This is a genomic window from Novosphingobium sp. G106 (assembly GCF_019075875.1).
Taxonomy (GTDB): Bacteria; Pseudomonadota; Alphaproteobacteria; order Sphingomonadales; family Sphingomonadaceae; genus Novosphingobium.
On record NZ_JAHOOZ010000002.1, the window covers coordinates 290458 to 317287 of the forward strand.

Annotated in this window: 32 protein-coding genes and 1 pseudogene; 17 read left to right on the plus strand and 16 right to left on the minus strand. The window is 61.4% G+C overall.

The window, feature by feature from the left end:
- Positions 1-17: 17 nt before the first annotated feature.
- Both KRR38_RS31475 and KRR38_RS31480 read left to right on the plus strand, forming a co-directional pair.
- Positions 18-1316, plus strand: a complete 1299-nt coding sequence (locus tag KRR38_RS31475; protein ID WP_217407761.1) for an McrC family protein — start codon at positions 18-20, stop codon at positions 1314-1316.
- 364 nt (positions 1317-1680) lie between these two features.
- Positions 1681-3042 carry an anti-phage deoxyguanosine triphosphatase gene (locus KRR38_RS31480; RefSeq protein ID WP_254515805.1) on the plus strand — a complete coding sequence of 454 codons (1362 nt, stop codon included), beginning with the start codon at positions 1681-1683 and terminating at the stop codon, positions 3040-3042.
- Here KRR38_RS31480 and KRR38_RS31485 read toward each other — a convergent pair.
- The 5 genes from KRR38_RS31485 to KRR38_RS31505 are packed head-to-tail and all read right to left on the minus strand — an operon-like array spanning position 3022 to position 5801.
- The gene (locus tag KRR38_RS31485) at positions 3022-3231 is read right to left on the minus strand and encodes a hypothetical protein (protein WP_217407762.1); all 210 of its coding nucleotides are present in this window, start codon (positions 3229-3231) and stop codon (positions 3022-3024) included. The two genes, KRR38_RS31480 and KRR38_RS31485, sit on opposite strands and share 21 nt — an antisense overlap.
- 33 nt (positions 3232-3264) lie before the next feature.
- Entirely contained in the window at positions 3265-4560 is a 1296-nt protein-coding gene (locus KRR38_RS31490; protein ID WP_217407763.1) for a hypothetical protein, read from the minus strand.
- Positions 4551-5003, minus strand: coding sequence for a hypothetical protein (locus KRR38_RS31495; protein WP_217407764.1), 453 nt, complete (start codon positions 5001-5003; stop codon positions 4551-4553). Before KRR38_RS31495 ends, KRR38_RS31490 begins: the two co-directional genes overlap by 10 nt.
- 19 nt (positions 5004-5022) lie before the next feature.
- The gene (locus tag KRR38_RS31500) at positions 5023-5496 is read right to left on the minus strand and encodes a hypothetical protein (protein ID WP_217407765.1); all 474 of its coding nucleotides are present in this window, start codon (positions 5494-5496) and stop codon (positions 5023-5025) included.
- 2 nt (positions 5497-5498) lie between these two features.
- The gene (locus KRR38_RS31505; RefSeq protein WP_217407766.1) at positions 5499-5801 is read right to left on the minus strand and encodes a hypothetical protein; all 303 of its coding nucleotides are present in this window, start codon (positions 5799-5801) and stop codon (positions 5499-5501) included.
- A 166-nt stretch (positions 5802-5967) separates the two neighbouring features.
- Between KRR38_RS31505 and KRR38_RS31510 the strand changes: the two genes are divergently transcribed.
- Both KRR38_RS31510 and KRR38_RS31515 read left to right on the plus strand, forming a co-directional pair.
- Positions 5968-6360 (plus strand): MbcA/ParS/Xre antitoxin family protein, encoded by a 393-nt coding sequence (locus KRR38_RS31510; protein ID WP_217407767.1) that lies wholly within the window; start codon positions 5968-5970, stop codon positions 6358-6360.
- Positions 6361-7053: an RES family NAD+ phosphorylase gene (locus tag KRR38_RS31515; protein ID WP_217407768.1), complete on the plus strand. Its 693-nt coding sequence runs from the start codon at positions 6361-6363 to the stop codon at positions 7051-7053. It abuts the gene before it with no gap.
- A 75-nt stretch (positions 7054-7128) separates the two neighbouring features.
- On the opposite strand, the gene KRR38_RS31520 is transcribed toward KRR38_RS31515, so the two are convergent.
- Complete coding sequence (locus tag KRR38_RS31520) at positions 7129-7452, minus strand: HipA N-terminal domain-containing protein (RefSeq protein WP_217407769.1); 324 nt, start codon at positions 7450-7452, stop codon at positions 7129-7131.
- 1 nt (position 7453) lies between these two features.
- Entirely contained in the window at positions 7454-7702 is a 249-nt protein-coding gene (locus KRR38_RS31525; protein WP_217407770.1) for a helix-turn-helix domain-containing protein, read from the minus strand.
- Between the two features lie 244 nt (positions 7703-7946).
- On the opposite strand from KRR38_RS31525, the gene KRR38_RS31530 reads away from it, so the two are divergent.
- The 3 genes from KRR38_RS31530 (at position 7947) to KRR38_RS31540 (ending at position 10353) form a co-directional block, all read left to right on the plus strand.
- Positions 7947-8843, plus strand: coding sequence for a 3'-5' exonuclease (locus KRR38_RS31530; RefSeq protein WP_217407771.1), 897 nt, complete (start codon positions 7947-7949; stop codon positions 8841-8843).
- Positions 8844-9382: 539 nt separating this feature from the next.
- The gene (locus KRR38_RS31535) at positions 9383-9763 is read left to right on the plus strand and encodes a transposase domain-containing protein (protein ID WP_309141230.1); all 381 of its coding nucleotides are present in this window, start codon (positions 9383-9385) and stop codon (positions 9761-9763) included.
- Positions 9760-10353 (plus strand): plasmid pRiA4b ORF-3 family protein, encoded by a 594-nt coding sequence (locus KRR38_RS31540; protein WP_254515806.1) that lies wholly within the window; start codon positions 9760-9762, stop codon positions 10351-10353. Before KRR38_RS31535 ends, KRR38_RS31540 begins: the two co-directional genes overlap by 4 nt.
- Positions 10354-10591: 238 nt before the next feature.
- On the opposite strand, the gene KRR38_RS31545 is transcribed toward KRR38_RS31540, so the two are convergent.
- The 3 genes from KRR38_RS31545 to KRR38_RS31555 all read right to left on the minus strand — a co-directional run bounded on the left by KRR38_RS31545 (position 10592) and on the right by KRR38_RS31555 (position 12142).
- Positions 10592-11347 carry a nucleotidyl transferase AbiEii/AbiGii toxin family protein gene (locus KRR38_RS31545; RefSeq protein ID WP_217407773.1) on the minus strand — a complete coding sequence of 252 codons (756 nt, stop codon included), beginning with the start codon at positions 11345-11347 and terminating at the stop codon, positions 10592-10594.
- Complete coding sequence (locus tag KRR38_RS31550; protein WP_217407774.1) at positions 11319-11663, minus strand: hypothetical protein; 345 nt, start codon at positions 11661-11663, stop codon at positions 11319-11321. Before KRR38_RS31550 ends, KRR38_RS31545 begins: the two co-directional genes overlap by 29 nt.
- A 233-nt stretch (positions 11664-11896) precedes the next feature.
- The gene (locus KRR38_RS31555; RefSeq protein ID WP_217407775.1) at positions 11897-12142 is read right to left on the minus strand and encodes a hypothetical protein; all 246 of its coding nucleotides are present in this window, start codon (positions 12140-12142) and stop codon (positions 11897-11899) included.
- A 348-nt stretch (positions 12143-12490) separates the two neighbouring features.
- Here KRR38_RS31555 and KRR38_RS31560 point away from each other — a divergent pair, with 348 nt between their 5' ends.
- From KRR38_RS31560 to KRR38_RS37555, 3 genes are read left to right on the plus strand one after another with little or no spacing between them, the layout of a single operon-like run.
- Complete coding sequence (locus tag KRR38_RS31560; protein WP_254515807.1) at positions 12491-13723, plus strand: exonuclease SbcCD subunit D C-terminal domain-containing protein; 1233 nt, start codon at positions 12491-12493, stop codon at positions 13721-13723.
- Positions 13723-15252 carry an AAA family ATPase gene (locus KRR38_RS31565; RefSeq protein ID WP_217407777.1) on the plus strand — a complete coding sequence of 510 codons (1530 nt, stop codon included), beginning with the start codon at positions 13723-13725 and terminating at the stop codon, positions 15250-15252. Before KRR38_RS31560 ends, KRR38_RS31565 begins: the two co-directional genes overlap by 1 nt.
- The gene (locus tag KRR38_RS37555; RefSeq protein WP_217407778.1) at positions 15206-17425 is read left to right on the plus strand and encodes an SbcC/MukB-like Walker B domain-containing protein; all 2220 of its coding nucleotides are present in this window, start codon (positions 15206-15208) and stop codon (positions 17423-17425) included. Before KRR38_RS31565 ends, KRR38_RS37555 begins: the two co-directional genes overlap by 47 nt.
- 75 nt (positions 17426-17500) lie before the next feature.
- On the opposite strand, the gene KRR38_RS31575 is transcribed toward KRR38_RS37555, so the two are convergent.
- Positions 17501-17755 (minus strand): DUF3883 domain-containing protein, encoded by a 255-nt coding sequence (locus KRR38_RS31575; RefSeq protein WP_309141225.1) that lies wholly within the window; start codon positions 17753-17755, stop codon positions 17501-17503.
- Positions 17756-17770: 15 nt separating this feature from the next.
- On the opposite strand from KRR38_RS31575, the gene KRR38_RS37560 reads away from it, so the two are divergent.
- The 3 genes from KRR38_RS37560 to KRR38_RS37565 are packed head-to-tail and all read left to right on the plus strand — an operon-like array spanning position 17771 to position 19504.
- A complete protein-coding gene (locus tag KRR38_RS37560; RefSeq protein ID WP_309141226.1) occupies positions 17771-18124 on the plus strand; it encodes a hypothetical protein in 354 nt (117 codons plus the stop codon).
- Positions 18125-18150: 26 nt separating this feature from the next.
- Positions 18151-18573, plus strand: a complete 423-nt coding sequence (locus tag KRR38_RS31585; RefSeq protein WP_217407780.1) for a hypothetical protein — start codon at positions 18151-18153, stop codon at positions 18571-18573.
- Positions 18566-19504: a TerB family tellurite resistance protein gene (locus KRR38_RS37565; RefSeq protein WP_217407781.1), complete on the plus strand. Its 939-nt coding sequence runs from the start codon at positions 18566-18568 to the stop codon at positions 19502-19504. The genes KRR38_RS31585 and KRR38_RS37565 overlap by 8 nt, the downstream gene beginning before the upstream one ends.
- A 229-nt stretch (positions 19505-19733) precedes the next feature.
- On the opposite strand, the gene KRR38_RS31595 is transcribed toward KRR38_RS37565, so the two are convergent.
- A complete protein-coding gene (locus KRR38_RS31595; RefSeq protein ID WP_217407782.1) occupies positions 19734-20582 on the minus strand; it encodes a GSU2403 family nucleotidyltransferase fold protein in 849 nt (282 codons plus the stop codon).
- A gap of 458 nt (positions 20583-21040) precedes the next feature.
- On the opposite strand from KRR38_RS31595, the gene KRR38_RS31600 reads away from it, so the two are divergent.
- Together KRR38_RS31600 and KRR38_RS31605 are read left to right on the plus strand one after the other, a co-directional pair.
- Positions 21041-21412: an MbcA/ParS/Xre antitoxin family protein gene (locus KRR38_RS31600; protein ID WP_217407783.1), complete on the plus strand. Its 372-nt coding sequence runs from the start codon at positions 21041-21043 to the stop codon at positions 21410-21412.
- A 381-nt stretch (positions 21413-21793) separates the two neighbouring features.
- Positions 21794-22345 (plus strand): annotated as a pseudogene (locus KRR38_RS31605) (hypothetical protein); the annotation flags it as partial.
- Between the two features lie 270 nt (positions 22346-22615).
- Here the strand turns inward: KRR38_RS31605 and KRR38_RS31610 are convergent.
- Both KRR38_RS31610 and KRR38_RS31615 read right to left on the minus strand, forming a co-directional pair.
- Positions 22616-22975, minus strand: coding sequence for a CopG family transcriptional regulator (locus tag KRR38_RS31610; RefSeq protein ID WP_217407784.1), 360 nt, complete (start codon positions 22973-22975; stop codon positions 22616-22618).
- A 185-nt stretch (positions 22976-23160) separates the two neighbouring features.
- Positions 23161-23535 (minus strand): hypothetical protein, encoded by a 375-nt coding sequence (locus KRR38_RS31615; RefSeq protein WP_217407785.1) that lies wholly within the window; start codon positions 23533-23535, stop codon positions 23161-23163.
- Between KRR38_RS31615 and KRR38_RS31620 the strand changes: the two genes are divergently transcribed.
- On the plus strand, positions 23516-24676 hold the full coding sequence (locus KRR38_RS31620; RefSeq protein ID WP_217403750.1) for an IS110 family transposase: 1161 nt from the start codon (positions 23516-23518) through the stop codon (positions 24674-24676). The genes KRR38_RS31615 and KRR38_RS31620 overlap by 20 nt on opposite strands.
- Before the next feature lie 540 nt (positions 24677-25216).
- Here the strand turns inward: KRR38_RS31620 and KRR38_RS31625 are convergent.
- Positions 25217-25660: a MucR family transcriptional regulator gene (locus tag KRR38_RS31625; RefSeq protein WP_217407786.1), complete on the minus strand. Its 444-nt coding sequence runs from the start codon at positions 25658-25660 to the stop codon at positions 25217-25219.
- Between the two features lie 413 nt (positions 25661-26073).
- Positions 26074-26310 carry a Lar family restriction alleviation protein gene (locus tag KRR38_RS38000; RefSeq protein ID WP_217407787.1) on the minus strand — a complete coding sequence of 79 codons (237 nt, stop codon included), beginning with the start codon at positions 26308-26310 and terminating at the stop codon, positions 26074-26076.
- Between the two features lie 190 nt (positions 26311-26500).
- On the opposite strand from KRR38_RS38000, the gene KRR38_RS31635 reads away from it, so the two are divergent.
- Positions 26501-26800, plus strand: a complete 300-nt coding sequence (locus tag KRR38_RS31635; protein ID WP_217407788.1) for a DUF1153 domain-containing protein — start codon at positions 26501-26503, stop codon at positions 26798-26800.
- Positions 26801-26830: the final 30 nt, after the last annotated feature.

A 26830-nucleotide genomic window follows, 5' to 3' on the forward strand; every position in this document is an offset into this window, starting at 1 on the left:
AGTGGGGAAAGATCGCCGTGGGCGATTCCGCTGGCCAGCGGCAGTTCTCCCGTGCGCAGGCAAACGCCTTGATCGCCGCGGCGAACGAACATTCTTTAGGCGGCAACGACGGCAGTGCAGTCCTGTCCGATCATTACCGCCATCTACGCGCAAAACAGATGGTGGGCGTGATCGCTGCCCCAGGTTGCAGCCTGGAGATCCTGCCCAAGGTCGATCCCGACGGGCCCGATGAGGGGGCGTCTTCCGTCCGTCGGCGCCTCGTGCAGATGCTCGACGTCGCACTGGGTCTCGAGATCGGCGAAGGCATCTCGGCAGGGATGGGGCAGCAAAGCGACAGTCTGTTGGAACTTCTGATCCGGCTCTTTGCCGACCGTCTTCTGGCCGAGACCCGCCGCGGATTACCACGCGCCTATTTGCCAGTCGAAGAGGACCTGCCGTCGCTCCGTGGGCGTATTGACGTCGCACGCCAGTTCACGGTCAACGCAGTCCGCCCCGACAGACTCGCCTGCCGTTACGATGCGCTATCCTCCAACATTCCCTTGATGCAGGTCATGAAGACCTGCGTCCTATATCTGAGACGACACGCGCGCGCTGTCGAAACGCAGCGCCGCCTCGACGAGCTTCGGTTCGTTCTCGCCGACATAGGCGAACTCCCTTTGGCAGCGCTTCCTTGGGAGCGCATCCAGATCGACAGGACTAGCCGCCGTTGGGAGACCCTTTTCAAACTCGCAAAGCTCTTCTTGCGCCGTGAGTGGCAAGGAACGCACCGCGATTGCGCGCGCGAGGATGGGATCACGCTGCTGTTCCCAATGAACAAATTGTTCGAAGCCTACATCGCGGCACTGCTACGCCGCGCTCTCAGAGGCACGGACATCGACGTCCACGAACAGGGTGGGCTGCGGTATTGCCTCGGCGAATGGTCCGAGGACGAAGAGACCAGAGGCCACACGTTCCAAACGAGGCCCGACATCCTGCTCCGGCGGGGGGACAAGGAGCTCGCCGTGATCGACACCAAATGGAAGTCGCTTCCCGCCGACCCGCTCTCGCGAAAGAAGGGTCTTTCGCAAGCAGATGTCTATCAAATGATGGCCTACGCCCGGCTCTATCAATGCCCACGCCTGATGCTGCTCTATCCAACCCGCCCGAACGGTGAGAGCGGTATGGTGCGCAGTTTCGGCATCGACGGCGGCCGGGAAATGCTTGGCGTCGCCAAGGTGGATGTCTCGTGTAAGGCGCAGGTCACGAAAGGCCAACTTATGGGACTCGTGCATCAGTTGCTGAAGCCAGCGATCGAGCTTGAGAGCGAGCAAACTTGATCGCGATAGGCCATTCGTTGTTCTCTTTTAGTATCAAAGCGATCTTGGACGTACCCTTGGCCTGGAGATCGAAAATGAATTCCCCTGGCGTGAATGGTGGTTTCCGGTAATTGCGGCGCATCAAACGGTCGCTAAGGCGCGTGACCAAATTCTGGATAACAGGCGACGTCGCCATCACGGCCGTTCTATGCATCGGGTACAACCCCTGAAACCTACCGTAGGCTCATACCCGTCATTCTACGATTTTCTCGCACAATCCGCCTTCCCTGATAGGGTGATCCGAGCCGAACTGTCGTAATGAAGTTGATCGTGTCCGCGCGGCGGCCGGTTTTACGCGGCGATGAACATGGGACAGTTGACCTAGATGACCAGCGACGCCATCGAAGAAATGTGGACTGCACGCCGCGAGGGTTGGAATCCCGGATCGGCCGACGCACGCGACGCAGCTGCCACTGACTACGGGCGCATCGTGCATTCGGCCTCCTTCCGGCGGCTCCAGGGCAAGACCCAGATACTCAACCTGGGCGACAGTGATTTCTATAGGAACCGCCTGACTCACTCGATCGAGGTCGCCCAGGTCGCCGGTGGCATCGCCCGCCAGCTCCAGAAAGACTTCGCCGACCATCCGGCTGCCCCGTGGATCCCTGACCTCACGATGATCCAGGCTATCGGCGCAACACATGACCTGGGCCATCCGCCATTCGGTCACGGAGGCGAAGTCGCGCTTCACTACGGCATGCGCGACAATGGCGGCTTCGAGGGCAATGGGCAGACACTGCGTATTCTAAGCCGGCTCGAAAGTTTCTCCGATAGTAACGGGGCAAATCTATCGCGCCGCTCTCTACTCGGTATCCTCAAGTATCCAGCCCCGATGAGCGAGGTGCGCAGCAGTGCGGAGGATCTGCAGCCCAAGCTGCTGGACAAGACGTCAGTTGTGCAACTGATAAATCGAAAGGCCTGCAGGCCGCCCAAATGCTACCTAGACGCTGAGACGGACGTGGTTGATTGGCTGCTGGAACATGTGAGCCAGGCCGACCGCGACCTGTTTACGTCTTGGAAAACTGTCGACGGCGATCACGGCGAGACAAGGCACAAGACGTTCGACTGCAGCATCATGGATCTCGCCGACGATATTTCATTCGGTGTGCACGATCTAGAGGATGCATTGGCCATGGGGCTCATGGGGCCAGGCGACATCACGTCGATGATCCCCGAGGAGTCCTGCCTCAGCTTCCTCGAGTACCTTCGAGGACGCGAAGATTTCGGAAACCACGTCTACGATGCCTTCATCCGCGTTCTCACGGGCGATCAGAAGACGCGCAAGCGGAACATCGGCCGGATGGTCACGCACCTCATCACATCAGTGCAGGTCACAACGATCGATGAGTTCGAGACTCCGCTGATGCGCTACCGGGTCGACCTTCCCGAGCGCCAGAAAAACTTCCTCAAGGCGCTCAAGAAGGCAGTGAAAGAAAAGGTCATCCGCAGCGCGTCAGTTCAGCAACTTGAATTCAAGGGTCAGAACATGGTCGTCGCGGTGTTTGACGCGCTCGCGACGGATCCAAGATCACTACTCCCTGCGACCACCCGGGCGCGTTACGAGGCATCGAACGACCCAATGCGTGTGATCTGCGACCACATAGCCGGAATGACTGACGGATTCCTGCTCAGCACTTACGAGCGGCTGTTCAGTCCCCGCATGGGCTCAGTGTTCGATCACATCTAAACGGCAGGATCCTCGGCTCCTGCTGCCTGCGCCACCGCGAACCGGCGGGCCCACCACCTGATCATCGTCGGCCGGAAACTCGACGGGCGAGACAAGCTGGCGCAAGTCCAGAACTGTCGCGTACGCGCACCCCATAAAATTCACCAGATCGCTCGCCGAGAACAGTTGGGCACCGTTGCGCGACTGCATGTCTTCCTCCCTTTTTCTCTCGTCGGGCCAGCCTTAGGGCTGTTGCGAGACACGAATAATGCCGCGAGCGATAGGCAGGAATTCCGGAGCAATCCTCGACTCCGCCGACAGACGGCGTTTCTCATTCCTCGGAACCTTAGCGCCACTGCTTATCGCGATAGCGCGTGCCACCGCGATTGCCGCAGCAATGGAGCTGACAAACGGCGCAGCGACGGCGATACCCTGGAACAGCGCAGCGCCGCATTTGTCGAGGCCCAGCAGCGCCTCGTAATCGTGCGGCGAAGGAGCTGGCGCCTTTATCGGGTCGTCAAAATGGGCGGCTGGTGAATAGTTGCGATCGAAGATCGTTACGCGAAATAGATCGAAATCGGTGTGAGTGCGCCCGAGGCCGGCGTCGACCACAACATCAAAACCGCACGTGTCGATGTGCTTTCTCGCTTCGATTGAGTCGAAGCCACAGATCGCAAGAGTTGGCTCATTCTCCTGAACACGCTGGTGTTCGTCTAGCCAGCGGTCAACGCGGCGAACATCGAACCCCTTCGCCTTACCCCAAACCTCGCTGAGCGCGGTCTTGTACTCACCGTACTGACCCGACCGCACAAGAACGGAGGTGCTCCAGTTTTCGGCACTGATCCGATCAGCGTCCTGAAGAACGAGCTTTACCTCGCTTGGATCTGGATAAGGCAGGGCCGAAAGAGACCATATAGCAGCCTGGCCGAGGTTGCCGAGTCCCAGCAGCCAAAGCGAGCCGGGGAAATAGACCGATCCGAATGCAGGCGGCTCCCCACCGGTCCTCTGCGGCCAGAGGTCGAATGCGGAGACGCTCGGATATTTTGCATTCCGGAGGTTGGCGAAAGCCTGCGCGACAGCTGCCGCGCCCGCAACTACGCCAGTGAGAGGATTATCATCAGCCCCTTGGGCGATTGGCTGAGAGCTCGAGCCCGCTTTCCAACCATCCCACCAGGCATGCGCGTCGATGGCGATACCTGCGTCAACTTCTCCGATTGCTATCGTGGCCAAAGCGGGCGCGTCGAGTGCGATCGCGCCCAGAGATACGATTGCCGCACGCAACGTCGTGGTGCCGACCGGCAGGGTTGAGAGTAGTTTAGTATCTTCAACCAGCTTCACTGCGACACCACCGACGAAGGATTTCGCGCCAACCGCCACCGCCGTCAGGATAGCATTGTGGCCGGCTACGCTGTGCGCGTCGCGACCGACGACGATCTCAAGCGTCATCGAGCGGAGTCGGGTCTCTGCCTCCTCGTGTGTGATACCTTCCGCATCGATCAGCATTTTCGCCAGTCGCGAAAGCTCAGGGGTCAGCGCCATAGGTATTTGCCCACGTGAAACGGCGGGAATAAGTAATCGCTCTCGTCGCGCCACTTTCGATTGCCAAGGTAGCGATGGACGCCGATCCGACCGGGAAGATTGGAGCCTTGAGCGAAATCAGGCAGGATCAGGGCAATGTGGTTGGCTTCTGCGATGATAGGGTTCGCCTGGTCGGACGGACTTTGACGGAAGCTGCCCGGATGGACGTGGACATCAGCAACAACCTTCAAGCCTGTGTCTCGGCAAATCTTCCAGAGCGCCCCAAGCCGGCGCCCGTCAATCAAGACGATGCCCGTATTCAGCGCGTCCGGGTCGATATCGTCGTAGAAGATAAACTGGCGGATTGTTGAAGTCGCGCCGGGCTCCCCGAGCAGGAAGGCGCCACTTTCTCCGCGGCGGCCATTGGTGCGTCGGCCTAGCTCAGCGACGCCGGCGTCCCACACTGTGCGATCGCAGAGTAGCTCAGGCTGGCGCCTGAGGAGCGACCTTGCGACCGTTGCTAACCAATATCCCATGGAGATCCTCGAAAATGAACGCCAATTCGCGCTGTTTATTCCAGGCAAGCTGCGGCTTGTTTGCGGCGTTGTTGCTGTGTGGTCCCGTGTGACGGTCCCAGGGGCGGTAGATTGTAGCGTCCTGCCAGTCCTTGAAGGTCTCGGTGACCCTGGTCCCGCCAGTCGGACGCTCCTGCGCCGTCGGCTTACGATTGTCCTCGAGGTTCCACAGCCTGACCTCGGGGGCGACGCCGGGATAGTTGGTCAGATCTGCCCGAAAGCCATATTCCGTGGCCTCGCCATCGGTTTTGATAGCCGAGACCTTGAAGTCGAGGCGGGGGTAGTCGAACTCCACCACCCGCCAGCGACCTTCTCGGCATCCCGCCTGGAAGACATCCGATACCAAATCGGCGCGGATCAGCGCGCTTGCGGGATCTTCCACCTTTACGAGCTCCCGTTGGCGAGTTCACCGCGCACGAGATCGAGCGTTAGGTCGGCGTCACCATGCGCCAACGACGCAAGGGGCTTCGAACCGGCCAGTTCGTCGGTCGTACCCTCGACAACCAATTCGACTTCCGTCGCGACTGCATCGTCGATCTTGAATGCTTCGATTGCCCATGTCAGCACGTCCGCGACCTTCGCCCCGCGCGGGAACGAATGCGACTTGCGCTCTGCCTGATAGTTGACGGTGACGTCGATCGAGGAATTGCCCCCGTCGTTACCGCCGTTGTTACCCTTACCTGCCACGTTAAGAACTCCTTGTTCCAGCGTTCCCGTATCTCTGGCCCTGCTCCTGCCGGATTTGCTTGACCGGGGCAAAACGCGGACTAGAATCGAAGAACGGTCCTGATATGGACAGTATGAACTTGGACGGTTTATCGAGTCAAGTACAAATATGGACTGAGGAGTGAACATGTCAGCTGATACGCTGCCCGGCGCTCGGCAGAGCTCGCGGGCCTCATCAATTCCAGCTGAGCTAGAAGCCTTTTTTGAAATGGCGCAGCGCTGGGACCTCTCGATCGATCAGCAGATCATAATGCTAGGGTCACCAGGCCGGTCGACGTTCTTCAAATGGAAGAAAGAGGGCGGTGCACTGCCCAGGGACACGGGAGAGCGTCTCTCCCACTTACTGGCTATCTGGAAGGCACTTAGAATCCTGTTCACGGATGATCGCAGGGGCGAGGAATGGATGAACCGGCCCAACGATTTTTTTGATGGGAAGTCCGCGCTTCAAATAATGCTCAGAGGGGGCATGGCTGACATATTGGCCGTCCGCCAATATCTCGATGCTCAGCGGGGTGGCTGAGTGAAGGCCATCGACTTCCATGGTTACGGGTATCGCCTGATCCCGTCCCGCTTTCCCTCTGTCGAGGTCTACCAAGGCCTCGTGGCCAATGATCGTTTTGATGCGCTCTATGAAGCCGAGGCGCGAACAAACCCGCGCCTGCTATCCAAAGAGCAACTGGTGGCCAGCTACGGCGGCGACGGGTCGCCTCGCCTCCAAAATTGGAACCATGCTCCCTTCCGCTACATCAATCCGGAGGGATCACGGTTCTTTCCCAGTACCCGGCCCGCACTCGAACTAGCCAATGACCCACAGACAGCTCTTGCTCGGGCTGTGCGAAGGCGGGAAATCTTTCTCGGCCGGACCAATGAGTCTCCCATCGGTATTGACATGCGAATGCTCAAGACCCCGGTGTCGGGCAGATTTGCCGATTTCACCGAACTCCCACCCGATCTCGACGAGCAGGAATGTCGGACTGCGGGAAGCAAGGTGCCGGAAACACTGGCCGGCGCCGCATTCCTGGCGCCGGAAAGGCCCCAGGCGCTCTGCCTAGCGGTCACTGACAACTCGAGTCTAGGGGCAACCATACAGACCGTGCACTATCGTTTCGAGTGGAATGGAAGTCGGATTTCGAAACTTTATGCATTCACAGAGTCCGGCGAGGAATGGGACCCTGCTATTCTAAGCGGCGGCGACCAGGTGATTGCCGCGTAGCGCGCGTAAGACCTGGCTTTGTCCTCCAACGGCGACGCACCTCTCACGGTCCCTCCAGAACTTCCGAGCTCCCGGTTAGACCCAACCTGCTGCTGCGACGCAGTCGATCGACAGCGATGCGTAGACGTCCGTGCCTTCCGCGCCGGTCCGCTCCGCGACGCGGCGACGGATGTGGGCATTGTCGGGTAGCAGGTTGTCGAAAACCGCGAGGACTGCCGCGCCTCGGTAGGCTGCCTTGCGCATGGGCAGCGACAGCGAGGCGGCAAATCCGTGCTCCCAGTCCAGCCAGCTGTCGGCGTATTGGAACGAGACGGCACCGCTGGGGTTTTTCTCGAGACGGCCGACCAGCCGGCTGTTGATTAGGACGTCCAGCGGGATGTGGGTCTTGCTGCGGGCCATGTCAGAAGATGTCGGCCATGTCCGGGCCGCCCTTTCTGCGCGGAGTGAGCTGCATGTCGAGGTCGAGAGCCGCGATAAGGGCGAATATTGTCTCTAGCTTCGTGCCCTCGTGTCCGTTCTCGACTCGCGATTTCGTCTTCTGCCCCGTGCCGACGAGGTCGGCGAGTGCCTGCTGTGTGAGGTTGTGCCGTACGCGCGCGTTGTGAATTAGGGAGCCGAACTGCTTAGGCGATCTAACCATCTGGATCATGCCGCACCTCCTGGGGAGGCGCTATACCCCAGAGGGAATAAAGGAAAAATATACCCCTGGGGGTATGGGGCCGAAATATACCCTGCAGGGTATCGGCCTTCAGGCCGGGCACTCGAAGAAACTGAAGGAAAAAACGCTCAATGGTTCGTTGCAACATCGAGAATTCGTTCTTGCTAGCTCCACTTTCGACCCGCGATCGGTGTCCTGTTGGAAACAGGCGCTGGGCACTATACCTGCCATCATCATGAACGATGCTGGACACGATCTCGACGCCATTGCCAAGCGTCTGGCCGCGAGTGGCCAGTACCGTATCCAGAAGAGGCTCAACCCACGGACGGTGATCACCGCGCCCGACGGAACGCCAACGCGGCTCGGCGTCATGATCGACGTCGAGACCACGGGCCTCGATCCCCAGAAGGACGAGGTGATCGAACTCGCCATGGTGCCGTTCACCTACGGCCATGACGGCCGTATCTTCGAGATCCGGCCCTCCTACCAAAGCTTCAACGAGCCCTCCCAGCCGATCACGCCGGCCATCACCGCGATCACTGGCATCACCGACGACATGGTCGCCGGTCATCGCATCGATCCCAACGCCGTTGCCTCCTTCGTCAACGCGGCGGCTCTAGTCATCGCACACAATGCGGCATTTGACCGGCGCTTCGCCGAGCGCCTGAGCGAGGCTTTCGAAACCAAACCGTGGGCCTGCTCGATGACGCAGGTGGATTGGGCCGGCGAAGGTCATGAAGGGACAAAGCTCGCCTATCTCGCGGCAGGCGCGGGATTCTTCTATGATCGCCATCGGGCGCAGAACGATTGCCTGGCGGCGATCGAGTTGCTGGCCTCACCGATGCCCAGGTCGGGTGCGCTCGCGATGGCGCGCCTGCTTGAGCGCGCGCGCCAGCCGAGCTGGCGGATCTGGGCGGAGAACTCGCCGTTCGATCTCAAGGACGTTTTGAAGGCCCGGGGCTACCGCTGGAACGGCGACAATACGCCAAGCCCTCGTGCCTGGTACATCGACGTCGAGCACGCCCAGCGCGATGCCGAGATCGAATTCCTGCGCAAGGAGATATACCTTCGCGACATCGACCTGCTGGTCCACCGCATGGATGCCTACAACCGGTTCTCGGATCGCCGGTAGAAACGGCTGGCGATCAACCCGGAAATTACCGAGCGGGAATATTAAAGTCTGCCTGGGCCGCTCGCCTCCCAAAGGATCTGGGCAACAAACCGATCGAACGGATCGACACCATGCGAGGCTTGATTGAGGTCTGCGACTATGTGGACTTCTACCGCGCTCGCGTGAGCATCGGCGGTATGGCGGCTGGTCGAAGCCCAGCACCGCATCTCCACCAACCGTCTGGCACGCAGCCTTGCAGAGCAGGAAACGCTCGTCCCATTACAAGTACGTCATGCCCGCAGCGCCGCAAGGCAGCGCCCAGGATCGTTGGTCGATGAGTTTTAGCTCAGGGATCCGCATCCGCCCGGATGGCCGATCTGACGAGGATGCGCCCATGCGGTCCGATCGACCAGCTCTACGGATCAATCCGCGCCGGGTGGCTCACACCGCGAAGCGAAAGCTCCGAGCAGCTGGACGATAGATGACTGACGATTAGACGCAATAAGATTGACGATTGGTCGAATATCCATATTGCAGACAGCGATGGTATCGGCTTCCGCATTTACCCTCATCGCGCGGCGTGCGGAGCAGGCTGTAAGCACGGCTTTGGAGGATATCCGCTCAATCGGTGGGCGGCGATGATCCGCTATTGCGACGATGGCCTGCTCGAGATCAGCAACAACCTTGTCGAGAATGCCCTGCGCGGGGTGGCGCTCGGGCGCCGCAACTGGATGTTCGTGGGCTCTACCAAGGGCGGGGACGCATCGGCGCTGTTCTACTCGCTCGTCGAGACATGCCGGCTCAATGGCGTCGAGACCGAGCGCTGGTTTACCGACGTCATCGAGCGGATCGGCAATCATCCGATCAACCGGATCGACGAACTCCTGCCCTGGAAATGGCAGGCCGCACGAAAGATCCAGAACCTGGAGCACGCTGTTTGAGCAACGACTTCGTCGTGCGGATGATGATCACGCTGGATGACGTGACGCCGGCTGTCAGCCGCATGATCGAAGTGCCGCTCACCATCCGGCTCGATCGCTTGCATACCGTCTTCCAGGCCGCGCTGGCGTGGACGGACAGCCACCTATGGGAACTGACCTTCGGGCGCACGGGCTTCGGCATCCCCGACCTGTCCTACGGCTTCGATGGGCCGCTCAATGCCCGCAAGGCAACCCTGGCTGAGGCCCTGGAGGGAATGCGCGGCAAGACCTTCCGGTACCTCTACGACTTCGGTGATGGCTGGGAGCACAGCGTCAGGATCGAGGGCATCGTCCCTGCCGACCTTCAGACAAGCTATCCCCGCCTGATCGAAGCTACGGGCACGCGCCCACCCGAGGACTCCGGAGGGCCGTGGGGCTACGCCGAGACGCTGCAGGCCCTCGCCGACCCGACACATGAATACCACAAAGATGCTTTGGAAGCCTTGGGCGATGACCACGACCCTCATGCTCAGCCCGACATCGATCTGATCCACGCGCGCTTCGCGGCGCTCGCCAAAAAATCGGCGCCGCGACAGCGAAAGACGAAATAGGGCCTACGTCAACGCCGCCTTCCATCGGCGCTTACTGTCAAAATGCCACACTGCAAGGCGGCCGTCAGGCCCCGCCTACGTCGGGTCGAAACGTCGATCTACTACGGCCCGCTATTTCAGCTCCACGGATTGTCAGGTTGAAACCCCAAGATATTTTGAGAGCGAGAAATTCACTGCCTGGATTCCCAGCGGGGCGCCAGACACGTTGTCTTTGCCCGGATGGACCGCCTGGAGGCTGCTACCTGCCCATTCCAGGGCGCGACTTCTGGCTCTGGATTGCTGCTCGCCTCGACAACTCGGATCGGAAGGAATCTGCCAGCACGCGCATTCGCTCAAGGAGTTCTATCTTCGTTTGAGGAGCTCCGCAGAGAGTTGTCTCGAAACCAGGGTCTCCTTCGGAAAGCTTGCTAGGCGCCAGCTTCGCTAAATGGATGTCCACCGACAGGTGCGGATCGTGGGCTCTCATGTTGGCAAGAATCTGCTCGACCGTTCGCCCCTGGTGCTCGTGGAACCACCAAAGATCGAAAAGATCTCGGCTGGCCGTCCGGTCAAGCAGAACGACGCTCTTCAACTTGAAAAGAGTGTCGTCGGTTGCGACGCGAAGCTTTCCCAACAGTTCGGTTTGGCCCTCCTCCAAGATTCGCGAATTGCGATCCGGCTGAGCGTAGAAGGTCACTTTGACGCCGTCGATCTCCCAGTCCTGCTGATGGCCTGCAAGATAGAGGCCGTCATTTTCCGCAAGTTCCCTGTCTAACGGGTCAATTAGGTTTTGAGCCGGCCCGCGCTGAGGAAGCTCCGCGATGATGCGCCGGATCGTGTCGGTCGGAAGGTCGCCCGCGGTCCACGCAAGGTCGAGGTCCTCGCTGATCCTGTGTCCGTGCCGGAGCGCCAGTGCCGTCCCGCCGATGAGTGTGAAGCCTTCGAGGTCGTCCCTCTGGATGAGCCGCCGTAGGAGAGTTCGGGTGTCAGGAGGCAGTGAGTTCTCGTGCTGCATCCGCAACCCCTTTGATGATCGGAACAAGCCAGCTGCGCGCGCGCTCTACGCGGGGCGCCGAAAGGTCTCCCGTCCTCGACAGCCTCTCCAGCGTCGCAATAACCCTTCGTGGTCCGTAGGATACGATAGTCCTGGCGAGATCCTCAGTTGTGGGCTTGTCGAGCACCAGGGCGATGATGGTGTCTGGATCATCGAGTTTTCGGTTACTCCAGAACCGCGGCACATCCAGCATCGGAACACCGCATCCTGGGGGGAAGGCGCGTTCGATCAGAGAAATGTCCGAGGGAGATGCTACGCCTTGTATTATGTCAAACATCTCGCAACCTCCTTTCTTGACGCGACCGCCTGCCGCCAGCCTACCTCATTTGTTCCCAGCTGTGAACGGAGGAGGCGCGACCGGCTTGTGCGCCCTTGAAGCATTGAGGGCGCAGAACAGCCGCCTCCGCCAGAGGCAGATTTCCGACCAATGGAAGATAGGTTGGCGCATGAGTTCGCATGCCGGCTGATATGTGATCTGAACCGATGCGTGCAATATATGCAGGGCCGGCTTTAAGGCTCAGTAAACGGGGTTCGGGCCATTGCAGCCAGCATCGTTTCGTTCTCTTTCGCGACATAGGTCTCTTGTTCTGCCGCCAACGCCTGAAAAGACGTGAAGGCGGCGTAACATTCTCCCAGTTCGGTTACGAGCAGCCTGGAGATATCCTCCAGGCCGAGAGGGGCGGTGCCGCCTAGGGCATATGTCACGCTGCCAGTCTTTTCGTCGACCTCGCGTACGGCGAAGCTGGTAATGCCCAATGAAGACCTCGGTCGCGTGCATCCATGTGTTCGGCCTATTTGTGAAGAGCTTCATGGCTGCTGGCCCTGATGAAGTCCGCAGGCCGGCTCCCTAGTCACGTCATCGCGCTCGAAGCGCTGTGCCCCCCCCTAGGCTACCTCAGCCCAATCGACTTCGAATTGGAAGCTGGTGTAGCCCGATCTAGCCTATCTCAGTGTCCACCAAACCGGCAGCTCGCTGCGCACTCAGGCGCAGGCGGATCAAGCGGCAAGGAGATCGGTCGGGGTGGCTCGGCGGTCGGCGAGGATTTGTCACACGACCGGATCTGTCGCTTGCAACCGGCAGATGCGCAAGCGATGACACAAAACATGCGCTCCCCTGCCCCGCTGAACCTGATCCACACCTCCGATTGGCATCTGGGTCACGAACTGTTCAACCACAGCCGCGAGGCCGAACACGACACCTTCCTCGCCTGGCTGCTCGACCAGCTCGACGAACAGGAGGTCGATGTCCTGCTGGTCACGGGTGATATCTACGACGTCGCCAACCCGCCGGTCGCCGCGATGCGCCGGCTGTTCGATTTTCTGCGCACGGCAACCGATCGCCGGCCCGGACTGCAGGTCGTGATTCTTGGCGGCAATCACGACAGCGCGGCGCGGATCGACTTGCCCGCGGCATTGCTTGGCGAAGGGCGCGTGCATTTCATCGGAGCCCTGCCGCGGCGTGACGGAGTGCCCGACTATGAACGCCTGATGCTGCCGCTGCGCGATCGTACCGGCACGCTCGCGGCCTGGCTCGCCGCCGTGCCCTTCTGCCGCCCGGGCGATCTCGGCACACACGATCTGCCGTCGCTCTATGCCGAAGTATTCAAAAAGGCCGCCGCGCAAGCAGGCGAGCTGCCCCTGATCGTAACCGGCCACCTGCATGTCGCGGGCGGCGAGGTATCTGAACTGTCCGAAAGGCGCATCGTCATCGGCGGCGAGGAAGCCCAGGCAGCCAGCCTGTTTGATGCGCGCGCCGCCTATGTCGCGCTGGGGCACCTGCACCACCCCCAGACCGTGCCGGGTGCCACCATGATCCGATATGCAGGATCGCCCTTCCCGCTGTCGGCTACCGAACGGACCTATCGCCATTCGCTGAGCCTGGTCACGGTTTCCGCAGGGAAAGCCGCTGCGGTCCACGAGATCCCGATCCCCCGGCCAGTGCCTTTCCTGACCGTGCCCGAGCATGGCGCCGCTCCACTGGACGAGGTTATCGCCGCGATCGAAGCGCTGACGCTCGACGATACTGTGCCGCACAGCTTGCAGCCTTTCCTCGATGTGTCGGTACTCGTCACAGGTCCTGAGCCGCACCTGCAAACGAGCGTGCTCGAGGCGATTGGCGACAAGCCGCTGCGTCTCAACCGGATTGCCAAGGTTCAGGCGCAAGCCCCGCAGCCGCATACTCCCGTTGCTTCTGCCGCCGATCTGATAGACCTGCAGCCTGCCACGGTGTTCGAAACACTGTTCCGCGACCGCTATGCGGAAGGTCCCCCCGACGATCTTGCCAGGGCCTTCGAGGCCCTGCTGATCGAGGTTCACACCGGCGGGGAGACCGCCTGATGCGCGTCCTCGCCATTCGCGGCTGCAACCTCGCCAGCATTGCCGGTGACTTCGCAATCGATTTCGAGACCGAACCGCTGGTCGGCTCCGGCATCTTTGCGATCACTGGGCCAACCGGCGCAGGCAAGTCGACCCTGCTCGACGCTGTCTGTCTCGCCCTATTTAACGACATCCCCCGCCTCCGCGCCGCGCCCGATCGCAGCCAAGTGGGTGAAAGCGACACGCTGAGCGCGAAGGACACGCGCGCGATCCTGCGCCACGGCACGGGGGAAGGTTTCGCCGAAGTCGATTTCGCTATGCCCGGCGGCGCCCGCTATCGCGCTCGCTGGTCCGTTAAGCGAGCGCGCGGCAGAGCCGATGGCCGCATCCAGAACTACGATCACCAGTTCACACGGCTCGACACCGACGCAAGGCTCGGCGGCACGCGTACGGAGACGCTGGCAGCGATCCGTGACGTCATCGGTCTCAGTGCAGACCAGTTCAGCCGGGCGGTCCTGCTCGCACAGGGCGATTTCGAAGCTTTCATCCGCGCCGATGCAAACGAACGCGCTGTGCTGCTCGAACGCCTCACCGGCTCGGAAATCTATGCCAAGCTCGGCCAGCGGGCTTGGGACAAGGCCACCGCGCTGCGAAGCAGCCTGGACGCCATTCGCCGCGACATTGCAGTGCAGAACGGCCTCGATGACGAACAGCGCGCCGACGCTGAGGTCAAGCGCGACACGGCGGTCGCGGCGGAACAGGCAGTGGCGGCACGGCTAGGGGCGTTGAATCGCAGTAACCAGTGGGAACTGCGGAGCGCCGAACTAGGTATCAGGATCGAGACGGAGGAGCAGGCAGTCGCCGATGCTTTGGCCGCAGCGGACGCCGCAGCTCCGCGACAGGCAGCGCTGGTCCGCGACCGCGCCGCGCTCGGGTTTGCTGGCGCGTGGCAGGCCGTCGCCGACGCCGAACGGCAGCGCAACGAAGCAGGGACCGCGCTGCAACGCAGTGAGGCCGCTGTGGTCGAGGCTCAGCAAGCCGAGGCAGCTAAGGTCGCCGCCGAAAGCGAGGCGCAAGCTCTGCGTTCCGCCACGGAAGCGCAGGAGAAGCAGCTCGCACCCGCTATCGCCGAAGCACACGCGCTCGATCTGCGCCTGACCGAGGCCGCGCATCACAGCGAATCCCTGGATGGTGAGGCTCGAAAACGTGCTGCTGCGCTTGCTGATGCCGCGACGCACGAGGCAGAAGCCCGGCGCACCCAGGACGCCCAGGAGGCGGCGCACGCCAGCCATGTCACATGGCTCGCCGCACATGCCGGCTATCAACAGATCGCCGCGCGCGAGAGTGAGCTGGCGGACAACGTGGACGCGCTTACCTCGACCGAACGGACCCATGCCGCCAAAGCCGATCATCGGAAAAATCTGGCTGAGCAGCAGGCAGCTGCCCTGGTGCGTTGGAATGCTGCACAGGAGACCCTCGTCACCTGGGAGGCGAACCACACAAGTGCGAGCCAGGCGTCGAACGAGGCGGAAGCCGCCCTTCCCCCCTGAAACGCGTCTCACCGAACTGACAGCGGAGCGCGATGACCTGGCGCATGTTGAACGCGCGCTCGGCGATTGGCAGCGCGCGCAGGAAGACCTTGAGCAGGCCGACAACGCGCTGATCGCGGCACGCGCGCGCGAAGCAGGCATTGTTGCGCGCATAAGCACGCTCGCTGAGGCTATCGACCTCATCTCGCAGGGCATGCCCGCACTCGTGGCACGGCAATCGGAAGCACGGCGCGCTTGTGCCCTTTCCGAAGCGGCGGCAGACGAAGCCGCGCAGATCCTTCGTGCCGGGCTCGAGGAGGGTCAGCCCTGCCCCGTCTGCGGCGCGACCGAGCATCGGCTTTCGGCGCTCGATGCCTTGCTGGGCGAACAGCACATCGCAAACCGGCGGCACGCGGAAGCTCTGGATGCTGAGGTCACACAGAAGCAGCGCGAGCAAGTGGCCGCGCAAACCGAGCAGGCTGGGCTATCGCGGCAGGCCGACGCGCTTGCCGGCGAACTGGCCGAACTGACGCAGGCGCAGACGAATGCGAAAGCCCGACACGTCGCACTCACCGCTGATCTTGTCGCATGCGCGCGCGCGGCAAACCTGCCTGACGCTGCCGCGACACTGGCCCCTGCCCTCGCCGCGCGGCGCCAAGCAGGCGATGCAGAACTGGCTGCTCTCTCGCAAGCACGCATGGTAGCCACCTCGGCCCGACAGGCCGAACAAGCGGCGCGTGAGCAGCGCGACACGGCGCGCGACAATCATACTGCTGCGCGGGATTCCTTGCAGGCGGTCACGCGCGCGATCGAGGAAGTAGACCGCGATCTCGCCGATCTGGCCCGTGACCGCGAGCGGCTTTCGGTCACCCTCGCACAGGCGCTCATGCCGCTGGGAGACATTCAGCACTTGCCCGATCCCCTGGCGGCACTGCGCAAGGCCGCCGCCGATTGGCGAAGCCATGCGCAGGGCCGCGACGAGACCGCGATGTCGCTACCCGCCCTGCGCACCGCTCTGGCGTCCGCGGGCGAAGCGCTGGCCTCGGCCCGCGCCCGGGCAAACGACGCCGACACGGCATTATCGCAGGCTCGCGCAGATCACTCGGCACTTTTGGCCAAACGCAGCGCGCTGCTTGATGGCGAAACCGTCGCGGCCGTCTCCGAACGCCTCGCCGCCGCACTGGCATCGGCAGCGCGAGCCCTCGATACGACACGCGCCGCGCGGGAAGCGGCAGCGCTGGCCCGCTCCGCGGCGGAAGCCCATGCCGCCGCCGCGCTGACCCGCCGCGATGAAGCCGTTACCGATCACACTGCCCGCGACGCCGACCTTGCGGCACGACTGGCCGCAGCCGGCCTCGACGCCGGCGATGTGGCGCGTGTCGCGGCTGCAGGCAGCGCCGCGATCGATGCGGAGGCGGCCGCTCTGGACGCCCTCGTCGCCGCGCTCGGCGAGCGCCGCGCGGTACTCACCCGATGCCGCGATGACCTTGCCGCACACGCAGCCGCCGAGCGCCCCGATCTGCTCGGCGAGGAGCTCGCAGAAGCCCTTGCCGCCGCCACGGCGGAGCACACGGAGGCAGCCAGCAACCGTACCGAGGCTGAATTCGTACTGCGCCGCGATGACGAGGTGCGCGAGCGCACCGCCCGCCTGCGCGCCGATCTCTCGCGTGAAACCGCAGCAGCCGAGGTCTGGCTGAAGCTCGCCGATCTGATCGGCGACGCCACGGGCAATCGTTTCCGCCGCTTTGCCCAAGGCCTGACGCTCGACCGCCTGCTCGAACACGGCAATGCCCGCCTCGCCGATCTAAAGCCGCGCTACACTCTGGAGCGCGGCAGGGGCGGCGACATGATGATTCAAGTGATCGACAACGACATGGCCGGGCAGATCCGCGGTTTGCACAACCTGTCGGGCGGCGAGCGCTTTCTCGTCAGCCTGGCGCTCGCGCTGGGGCTTGCCGAGATGTCCACCGCCGGCGGCGTCCGCATCGAAAGTTTGTTCATCGACGAGGGCTTCGGCGCGCTGGATCCCGCCAGTCTCGGACAAGCGGTCGCACTGCTCGAACACCTCCACGCCAGCGGCCGCCGCGTCGGCGTCATCAGCCATGTTGAGGAACTGAAAGAGCGTATCCCGGTGAAGATCGAAGTTACGCCGACCGGTCGCGGCACAAGCGAGATCGCCGTCACTGCGGGGTGAGCCTGCGAACCATATCACCGCGGCCGGCCGCTTTCGATCCGATTTACTTCAATGCCGCTATGAAGCTCGTCGCGGTCAGCTCCGCATGAGCTTCCACCGGCGGGCGCAGCGCAAAGGCTGGGGTTGGCGAGCAAAGTTCCATAGGCGAACCACATGCCACTCTTCGCGGCGGTCCTCGGCCACCGCCAGTTCGCTGCGGGTAACGTGGAATGGGGTGCGTTCCCAGCCATTGGTCGTTTTCACCTCGATCAGCCGCTCGCGTCCGTCGTGCTCGAAGCTGGCGATATCGATGCCGAAGCCATCGCCGTCCCGCACCGCAGTCCAACGCACAGGGTCGGCCAGGTCATGGCGGCCTGCGCGGCGCAGGCCGCCATGACCTGGCGCAACACCATTTCACCGCCAGCCTTTCCAGGAGCGCGATTGCCGGATGGACAGATGCTCTATGCGTTCGTGATCGCCGCGCGTCTTTGCGCTATCGTGATTGTCGACCCTCAACGGGCCATGCTTGGAGCAGGCTTTCGCATCATCCCATTCGGAGGCATTATCATTGTCTTTCTGGTTGCCGGCTTCGTGATGACCTACGTCCTGCCATTCGTACTGGCAGTCGTGGCGATCGCGATCGGCTTCGCGCTATTGGTCGCGCTTTTCGTGGGCCTATTCAGCCCCTCGCAAAACAATAATCCCTCACCCTATCTCTAAATTTCAAGCAATCGGAACCGAAGCAGATGAACGACGAACCCTCCGCCGATGCCATCTGGAAGAATCTGCCGAGCCGGCGCGAACTGCACACCCAGCTAGACCGCATGGCGATGTCCGCAGATGCCAAGGTGCTGATGGGCAAGCTGCTCGACACGACAGCTGAGGTCGCCGGGAAGATTGTTGAAGTTGGCCGGCACATTTTGTCCTTCGTGCTGGAGATGTTCCGTCGCTACCCGGCAACGACGCTTGGCGCATTCGTCGGCCTTACGGTATCGATGCTGGTCGGGGCTATTCCTGTGCTCGGCTTGGTCTTGGGCCCGTTGGTCGGGCCGCTCCTTGCCGCTTTCATGATAACCCAGGGTGCGCTTGTAGACATGCGCAACAGCACGATCGACCGTCAGATCGAATTGTTCGGCTCCAAGCTCGATGCGGCGCTCGCCCGTGGCTGAGCCAACCGACCCAGACGCCTTCTTGGACGCGACGGGTCTCGACCAAGTCGTTTCCGACCCTTTGCGTTTCAAGCAGCGGCTGCGGATCGGCGAGGAAGCCTTCGCCCTGCTACGCGCCAAGAAACACCTCTACACCCTTTGGGAAACGGCGGGAGCGGCCGGAACCGGCGCAGCGGTGGCGGGCTCGTCGGCAGTCGCCGGCACTTTCTTCGCTCCTACCGGCATTGCCGCCGCGCTGGGGCTGGCGACGGCAGCTACTCCCGTAGGTTGGGTCGTTGCGGCGGCGGTGGTCGCGGGCGGCGGCTATTACGGCGTTTCGCGCTGGTTTGGCGACAAAACGGGCGCCTTCGTCGACACGATCCCGAAATACATCAACACCCCGATCGACATACTCGGCGCGGCACTGATCGACCTGCTCGGCAGCCTCGCCATGAGGGTTGCGGCGATTGATGGCCGGATCGACTTGGCTGAGCGGGACTGTATCCGAGATCACTTCGTTGAAGATTGGGGCTTCGATGAGGTCTATGTCGCACGCGCGCTCGATGCCCTTGCCCAGCGTGTGGACGAAATGCGGGTCAAGAAGCTGGCGGCCAATCTGGCGCAATTTCAGGCAGCCAATCCTGACTGCAACTCCTCCGCCATGCAGGCCGAACTTATAGGCTTCCTGCGCGACCTGATCGCTGCCGATGGCATGATCGACGAGCGTGAGGAGATGGCCATCGAGGCTATTGAGCGCGTATTCCAGGAGGCAAGCCGCCTGACTCTCGCCAAAGCAGGCGAGGGACTGGCCGAGGTCACGAAGGCAGCGGGTACCGTCGCCGGCGAAGCAGCTAGTGCGATTAGCAACACTGCCAAAACGCTTCGCAGCGCCCTTTCTCGCAAACTTGCCGGGTCCAAAGGCGCTCCTTCCAAGGGAAAAACGTCGGGATAACCCAGATCCTTCTCGATGGCGCAAAGCGGAAGCCTCTCAGGGATTGTCGGAGGCCCAAGTCCTGAGAGGAAGGGTCTACGATGAGCACGACGACAACCAAGTTTGCACTTGAGGTTCGTGAACGCACGGGTCCGCACGGCGCCGGATCACGGAGGCGACTATTCGTCCCGCTGGCAGCTCAACGCTCGCTCAAACTGTGATTCTAACCGGCATGGGCACGTGCCCCGCTCTACCGTGCCTGCTTCCAATGGTCGAATTTGGGTGCAAGGTCACCTGGCAAGCTTGCCTCGAACTCGCTGTTGAGCGGGTATTGCGGCATGGCCTCGGCTACCGCATCGAGTAGCATCGTCCCTTGCCTCAAATCCTTTGGCCTCTTCAACGCATTGCGCTTAGGCTGTTCGGCCATCCAGAGCTTCTGCAGCGCGAACCAGCGCGGATCCGGCGCAACGATCCGGACCGGCCGGCCGTCGCGGCATACGACGACATGGTCGACGAAGCGGCCGTTGAGCAGCCATTCCTGCTCGGGCAAAGGGATCGGCATCGGACGATCGGTACGGAAGATTGCCCCCACACGTGACGGGGCGGCCAGGATTTCGACCTCGTAGGCCTTGGCATTGCGCGCCTGGAAGCTGCGCTCGGTATCGACGGTGAATGTGGAATCGACCGCCTTGAGCATTTCCCAGATAGGTTGACGCCCCTCTTCAAGCTCCGTGCCAGTCCAGGCGAGATCACAGTCCAGGGTTTCTTGCGGAATTTCGCGGATCAAGCCCGCTGCCTCGATGTGGTAGGCAGCCAAAGCGTTGGTCCCGACAACAATAAGCTTTGTCCCGAGCAGACAGCGGCGATCGGCCTCGCGGATGATGGCGCCAGCGGCACTTTCCATGAGTGGCAGCCTCAGCGTTCGGTAGAGTCGGCATGTTTCATCAAGGCGCGCTCGGGATCCGTCGCGACGCTGCTGCCATTCGGCTTTTTTCGAACGGTAGGCCTGGAGGTGCGCTGCCTGCTCATCGGACCAGGGTCCAAGGCTTTTGGCGTTTCCCACCCTGTCCTTCACCTCGTAGAGATACCCCCCGGCCATTCACCTCCTTGCGGACGAGGTTGTATGGCATGGAGGCTAAGGCCTGTTCCGCCTCCATCCAGACCTCGTACTGCTGGCGCAGGTTTATGAGCACCCGCGCCTGCTCTTCGGAGAAAGGTCGAACGGTGGCAATCATCTCATTATCCTGCAATTCTGTTATTTTTAATAATGCTGGATAATGCTTCAAAATTCAAGGATTAGAGGAGCAGATATTGGGTTTTCTAGGAATTTATCATTCATATACGGCATTCTATGGAACGCTGGATAAAGGTCACATTTTCCTGGCTCGGCGGCTAGTCAGCGGTAACGTGGATGACATGGCGAGGCGCATAAGCCGATTTCGCAGCGACGTGATTGCAGACGCCTTGTCGGCCCAGTCGCCTCGGGTTGTCACTGTGCCCACCAAGCCGATCCCGAAGCGAATTGCGCGTGTTTGAAATATACAGCAGTACAAAGCGATGACTAACTCGCATCCACGAACGCCCGCGGACATCGAACGCATCTCGCCCATCGCGTTGAAGCTCTACCCGCGTATAATCGAGATGCTCGAGCTGTCCGAAGCCGAGAGCGCCGCGATCCTAACGATGACGGCAAACCGGATGCCCAAGGAGCTTAGCGAGGATCAGATTTCGCGGATCAGCTTTTTGATCGGGATCGAGCAGAGGCTGGAAGGCCTGACTTTCAATGGTCAGATCAATCTGTCGCCGGCCGAGTGGATGCATGCGCCCAGCGAACAGCTATCGGGCCAGACGCCGGTAGAATACATGGCCACGGCGGGACTAGCGGGAATGAAACATGTTCGAGACATTCTCGACGCTCTCATGATCTGATTTTAAACGTTTTTCTGATATTTTTTCTGATTGGGCTTGCTTGTAGGTAAACTGACCTGCGTACCCCCTTCTGAGCTGTGAAACTCCATTCTGACCGAGGGGCCGGATACGGAGAGGAAGACGAAGAATTCCGAGTATGCCCCCTCCGGGTGGGCAACCCATGTCACACGACCACAAGTGACGGATTGAGCGCGCACAGCCGCAGCCCGAAATTCAAGTTGGGGAAACGGCACAGAGGCGGCCAGCTTCTAGCGCCGCATTGTCGGCAATGACACTTTGCCCTCGGGTAAAGTGTCGCGCTCGACAAAGCGCACAAATACGGCGAACGAATACGAAAGGGGATTCACATGATTCATGATCTGTGCTCCATTCATACTCGTTATGTTTGTCAGCGCGATCCAGTCGGCCCCGAGGCAAACCAGCGATCTGTCGCTATTGCTCGATCAGCTCGCCAAGGTGAGCACGCGTCCGCGCTATGCCTTTATGCTGCTGAACCTGATCGCCGATGTCGCCCGGGCGGACGGTAGCGCCGGCCCGCATGTCCGCGGCGACAATAGTCTGATGCCATTGCGCGATTGGCTTAGCGACGCGCTCACTCCCATGGGAGGCAGGGACCCCAAGCGACAGGCCCTGATGGCGCGCGTACGCGGCGAACTCGAAAACAGCGGGCATCTGCCGACAGACCCGGCCAAAGCTCTTGCCGTGATTGAAGGTGAGGTCCGCGACAGGGTTCGCGCCTCAGCCAAGACCAATCTGAGCCGGGCCGTCACCGAGTTGGTCAAGGCGGGCCTGCTGCGGCGGCACTATCAGGGCTACCGGGTGGATCACTTCAATCGTGGCGGCCAGAGGCATGCGGTCTACACGATTACGGGACGCGCAAAATGTCTTTTGGGCCGGCAATCGCCGTCGCCCGCTCGTGCCGCTAGGCAGGGGGGAGATGACGTTTTAGTCAGTGGATGCCACAATCATCCTTCGCACAGGCAGCCTCAACGAACCATGTTCACGCGCCCTGCGACGCCAATAGTAGAAGGCCGAAGGCGACGGATCGCCGAGCAGCGCGCGGCGCTGCTCGGCAGACAGGCCCCAAAGGTCCGCGATCGCAACGAAGGTTCGGATTGCGGGAGCGCTCAGGCGCCGGCGGTTATCGGGCAAGGCCAACTCACTGTTGACCTGAACAGGATCCGCTCCGATCACGTCGCCACCTCAGAGCTTTTCCTCGCTACTACTGCTGACATTCTCCCAGCGCGCCGGCGCCGGCGCCGACGCAGCACGCTCACGTAGTTCGGCGATCACCTCGCGGAGTGGACGGGCACCGCGAGCTTTCCTTCGGAGTAACTCCTCTAAAAGGTCGCGGTGCTGCTCCAACTCCCACTGCTCCCGCAAGAAAACAAAGACAGCCTCAGATGGGTCGTCAATGAGGTGTCCTTCGACGAGGCTCAGAACCCGAACCGCGAGGTCGGGCGGCAGATAGGCCTCGAAGCGCAGTCCGTCCGCCGATGCCTGCGCCTGCAGAGCTTTGGCTTGTTCGGCACTTTCATTCTTCCCTGCATTCGTACTCGTCATGATACTGCTCCCAGTCTAAATTACTACGACGAGCCGTTCGTCGAATGCCTGGTTTTCAAGTCGTCCTTGACGAGTTCTCGGACAGTACCCTGCTGGGTTGCAGACCACTCGGGTCGTGCCTGCCACGTAGCCGCCGCTTCGCCAGCGTGATGTCTCTGGCCAGAAAACAGGCATTTTGTATTCGACTAAGATTTGGTCCGGCGCGGCTTAGCCAGCCGGCTTTCGCAGGTAATCGTAGTCACAGGGATGTCAGAACCCGGGTGAACAATCGCGACCGGTTCGCCTGACCGCATGGGTTGCAGCGTGATTGTCAGGTTCGAGGCTACGTCGAACTGTTCTTTCGCGAGCAATCGCGCAAATGCACGCAGCTCGGCGTCCAGCTCCGGCAAGGGGATTGGTTTCCTGAAATGGATTTCAAGCACGTCGGTCCTCCAAGTTTTTGGGGCGGACCGGCGAAGCCGGGTGCGGTTTAGCTGAGGTCTTTTTTCTCCTTCAGCGGGCATGATGCCGCGATCGGTATCGTGCGTGAAGGAGGACGTAATGGCGAAGAAGATCACCAATCCCGCTATCCTGGCGCTGAAGGAAGCTGCCGAAGTGGACCCGGCGCGCGGGCGTGTTTGGATCGGCCTCGATGTTGGTTTGCGATCGACGGCTGTCTGTGTTGTCGATAGCGACGGCAAGGTCGTCCACCAATGCTCGGTTAAGTCGAACGCGACCGAGATGGGGCGCTATTTCTCGAAGAACTTCAAAACGAACATAGCGATGATCGGGCTGGAGTCGGGCGCGATGGCGACGCATCTGACCACCAGCCTGAGACGGCTCGGCTATCGCGTCACCATGCTCGATGCCCTACAATGTAAGAAGGTCTTGTCGATCAAGCGCAACAAGACCGACACCAACGATGCGCGCGGCCTCGCCGAGATCACGCGGACAGGTCGGGAATATCTGACCGAAGTCTATGTGAAGAGCGCGGCCTGCTTCGAAGTCAGGGCGCAGATCATCATGCGGCACCGCCTCGTCCAACAACGCGTGGAGACCGAAGCCATGATCCGCGGCTTGCTGCGCGTCTATGGGGGTCGCGTCGAACCCGGCGCACAATCCTCCGCGACGTTCCGCGAGCGTGTGATGCAGCAAATGCTCATCATCCAGGATCAGGAGGGCATCAATATGCGCCCGCGCGTCCTACCCATCCTCAAGCTCTGCGAGGAGTTCAGGATCGAGGCCGATCGCATCGAGGCGGAACTGGAGATGCTGGCGAAGGAGCATCCGGTGTGCCGGCGCTTCCTTGAGATTCCCGGCGTCGGCGCGATCACCGCGCTGTCCTTCTACACCGCGATCGAAGACCCGACGCGGTTCCGGCGCTGCGACGACGTTGCCGCCTATCTCGGCCTCACGCCGAAGATCAGCCAGTCCGGCGAGACGCTGCATAAGGGCTCGATCAGCAAAATGGGCAACCGGTTGACGCGAACTCACCTCGTCGGCGCCGCCACGGTCATCATGTCTGCGACCAAGACCTTCAGCTCGCTCAAGGACTGGGGCGTTCGCCTATCGAAAAAGGTCGGCTACAACAAGGCCAAGATCGCTGTTGCCCGCAAACTGGCCGTCATCATGTTCGGCATCTGGCGCGACGGCACGCACTTCCAGTTCAAGACCGAGACCGTCGAGCCGCATCGCCAGATGATGCAGGGGGCGCGGGCCTGATACGAGATCCATCCGCCTGGACGCGGATGGCACGATCCTCCCGGGAGGCGGAGGGACCGGAGACGCCGATTTTACCAACTTAGGGCAGCGATGACCCTGTGCCTGGTTGATGGTGCTCCACCCTTCGATACGAACGGACCATGATGCGGCGTGCGATCCATCAGCCATCAGGCTGTCGCACGACCCCGGAGAGAGTGTTGCACCTCGGGTCGATCAATACTTGCCGTCCAGGCCTTGAAGAGGGAACGAGATCATGTTCTGATCAAACATATCCGGCGTCTCCCCCCAGCCGAGGGGACCTCAGCTAGAGAGTGTTGGAAACCTGATCGCTAGAGCAGGCGCATGCGCCTTTACCGGCGAACCAGTTGGACATGCGCGCATGCCACCCGGCCGCCGAATACGGGACCGAGTCTAGCGATCAGGGGTTTCCACGCCCCACCACCGGATTTGGCCGGTGATGGGACGGAAGTTACAGATCAACGCATGGGACGCAAGGGGCAGCTTCGAGCTTGTGAGATGTCTCGAAGTTGTCGGCAGCGGTCAGGGCGTGGTTTCCAGAGCATGAGCCTTCGGCTTTTGTCCTGGCTTGCGGCCAAGCCCGATCGATTTTGCGAGGGCCCGGCGCTTCTCAGCGTAGTTTGGCGCGACCATCGGATAGTCGGCCGGCAGCTTCCATTTCGCGCGGTATTGATCGGGCGTCATCTGGTAGTGGGTCATCAGATGGCGCTTGAGCATCTTAAGCTTTTTGCCGTCTTCCAGGCAGACGATGTAGTCCGGCTTCACGGAGGAGCGGATCGGAACGGCGGGTTCCGCAGGCGCTTCTGCGGCCACGGCTTCGACGCCCAGACCGCTGAGCGCGCCGAAAACGTTTTCGATGAGGCGCGGGAGATCTCCCACGGCGACGCTGTTGTTGGTGACGTGCGCGGCAACGATGTCGGCGGTCAGAGTGATGAGCGTGTTTTCAGTGTCTTGGGTATCCGACATGCGGGTAATTCCTAATTACGCCTGACCCTGGTTTGGCGCACTAGTGGTCATAGGGCCGCAGGGGAATACCGATTTTCTACGTAACGTTCGCTGAACGGGGCGAGATCGACAGGCGCAAGAGGATCGCAGCGACATCGCCTCCCACCTGTCAGCAGCGGACACTCACATCGGCCAAAACATCGGCCCATTTTGGTGATGCAGATGCGGGAAGGCGGGGTGTTCCTTCATTTCCTGGCAAGCCAGGATCGGCCAAAAGTATGCCGTGCATACCGCCTGTTCCTATGGAGCCCGCGCGAATTGGCGTGTTAAACGGCGCGAAGCGCTTACACCCGACGCGCTCCCTATCTCCTGGCAGCCGCGAAAACCAGGAGGCGAGCCTGAACGCGCATACCGCGAAGCCCGCAGGCTCAAGTTCAAATCCTGGTCCGCCTGTTCCACTGCCTACCGGCTTCATCATGCGAGGCCCGGCGCGGTCCTTCGGCGCCGCACAGTTTGCACATCACGGCAAAGAGCTGGGCGTATACGTGCTCGTAGAAGCCTACGTTGGTCGAGGCACAGAAAGGACATGGCGCGAGTTCGATGGCTGGATCCACGTGGACTCGGCGGCGGGACCCGTCTTCCATCCTCGTGATGTTCGGCTCGTCGGACATCCCATTTCCCCAAATTGCGACCCTCTAGCTGTCTGAAATATGTAGCCGGATCTCCGACACAATAGGACACGGGATCGCGAGCTCCGTCCAACCCTCATGGCTCGAGGTGACGGGGCGATTCGGCCCCATCTCTCTAACCTCGCTTTAATACAGTTTGGACTATCCGTGTGCCCCTGCCGAGGAGGATGCCGTGCGCGAAAATCAGAAAATTCGCCCATCGGTCGTCATCGGTCCGCTCGGTGAACCGCTATCACTCGAAACGCTGCCGCCGCCCAACACTGCTCGGTGGGTAGTGCGCCGCAAGGCCGAGGTCGTCGCCGCGGTAGGTGGGGGGCTCCTAACGATCGACGAGGCTTGCGAGCGCTATTATCTGACGCTCGAGGAGTTTGCTTCGTGGCAACGGGGCGTTGAGCGATCGGGCCTAAATGGGCTCAGGATTACTCGCTCGCAGCAATACCGCGACCAGTACGAGCGCCTCAATCGATACTGACGCTGGTTCTTCCGGCGCTAAGCGCGGGCC

Coding starts and splice junctions, on each gene's coding strand:
- KRR38_RS31480 (WP_254515805.1), top strand. CDS start 1,681: ATGACCAGCGACGCCATCGAAGAAATGTGGACTGCACGCCGCGAGGGT.
- KRR38_RS31485 (WP_217407762.1), bottom strand. CDS start 3,231: ATGCAGTCGCGCAACGGTGCCCAACTGTTCTCGGCGAGCGATCTGGTG.
- KRR38_RS31490 (WP_217407763.1), bottom strand. CDS start 4,560: ATGGCGCTGACCCCTGAGCTTTCGCGACTGGCGAAAATGCTGATCGAT.
- KRR38_RS31510 (WP_217407767.1), top strand. CDS start 5,968: ATGTCAGCTGATACGCTGCCCGGCGCTCGGCAGAGCTCGCGGGCCTCA.
- KRR38_RS31520 (WP_217407769.1), bottom strand. CDS start 7,452: ATGGCCCGCAGCAAGACCCACATCCCGCTGGACGTCCTAATCAACAGC.
- KRR38_RS31525 (WP_217407770.1), bottom strand. CDS start 7,702: ATGATCCAGATGGTTAGATCGCCTAAGCAGTTCGGCTCCCTAATTCAC.
- KRR38_RS31530 (WP_217407771.1), top strand. CDS start 7,947: ATGAACGATGCTGGACACGATCTCGACGCCATTGCCAAGCGTCTGGCC.
- KRR38_RS31545 (WP_217407773.1), bottom strand. CDS start 11,347: ATGCAGCACGAGAACTCACTGCCTCCTGACACCCGAACTCTCCTACGG.
- KRR38_RS31550 (WP_217407774.1), bottom strand. CDS start 11,663: ATGTTTGACATAATACAAGGCGTAGCATCTCCCTCGGACATTTCTCTG.
- KRR38_RS31560 (WP_254515807.1), top strand. CDS start 12,491: ATGCGCTCCCCTGCCCCGCTGAACCTGATCCACACCTCCGATTGGCAT.
- KRR38_RS31565 (WP_217407777.1), top strand. CDS start 13,723: ATGCGCGTCCTCGCCATTCGCGGCTGCAACCTCGCCAGCATTGCCGGT.
- KRR38_RS37560 (WP_309141226.1), top strand. CDS start 17,771: ATGGCGGCCTGCGCGGCGCAGGCCGCCATGACCTGGCGCAACACCATT.
- KRR38_RS31585 (WP_217407780.1), top strand. CDS start 18,151: ATGAACGACGAACCCTCCGCCGATGCCATCTGGAAGAATCTGCCGAGC.
- KRR38_RS31595 (WP_217407782.1), bottom strand. CDS start 20,582: ATGGCCGGGGGGTATCTCTACGAGGTGAAGGACAGGGTGGGAAACGCC.
- KRR38_RS31600 (WP_217407783.1), top strand. CDS start 21,041: ATGACTAACTCGCATCCACGAACGCCCGCGGACATCGAACGCATCTCG.
- KRR38_RS31610 (WP_217407784.1), bottom strand. CDS start 22,975: ATGACGAGTACGAATGCAGGGAAGAATGAAAGTGCCGAACAAGCCAAA.
- KRR38_RS31620 (WP_217403750.1), top strand. CDS start 23,516: ATGGCGAAGAAGATCACCAATCCCGCTATCCTGGCGCTGAAGGAAGCT.
- KRR38_RS31625 (WP_217407786.1), bottom strand. CDS start 25,660: ATGTCGGATACCCAAGACACTGAAAACACGCTCATCACTCTGACCGCC.
- KRR38_RS38000 (WP_217407787.1), bottom strand. CDS start 26,310: ATGTCCGACGAGCCGAACATCACGAGGATGGAAGACGGGTCCCGCCGC.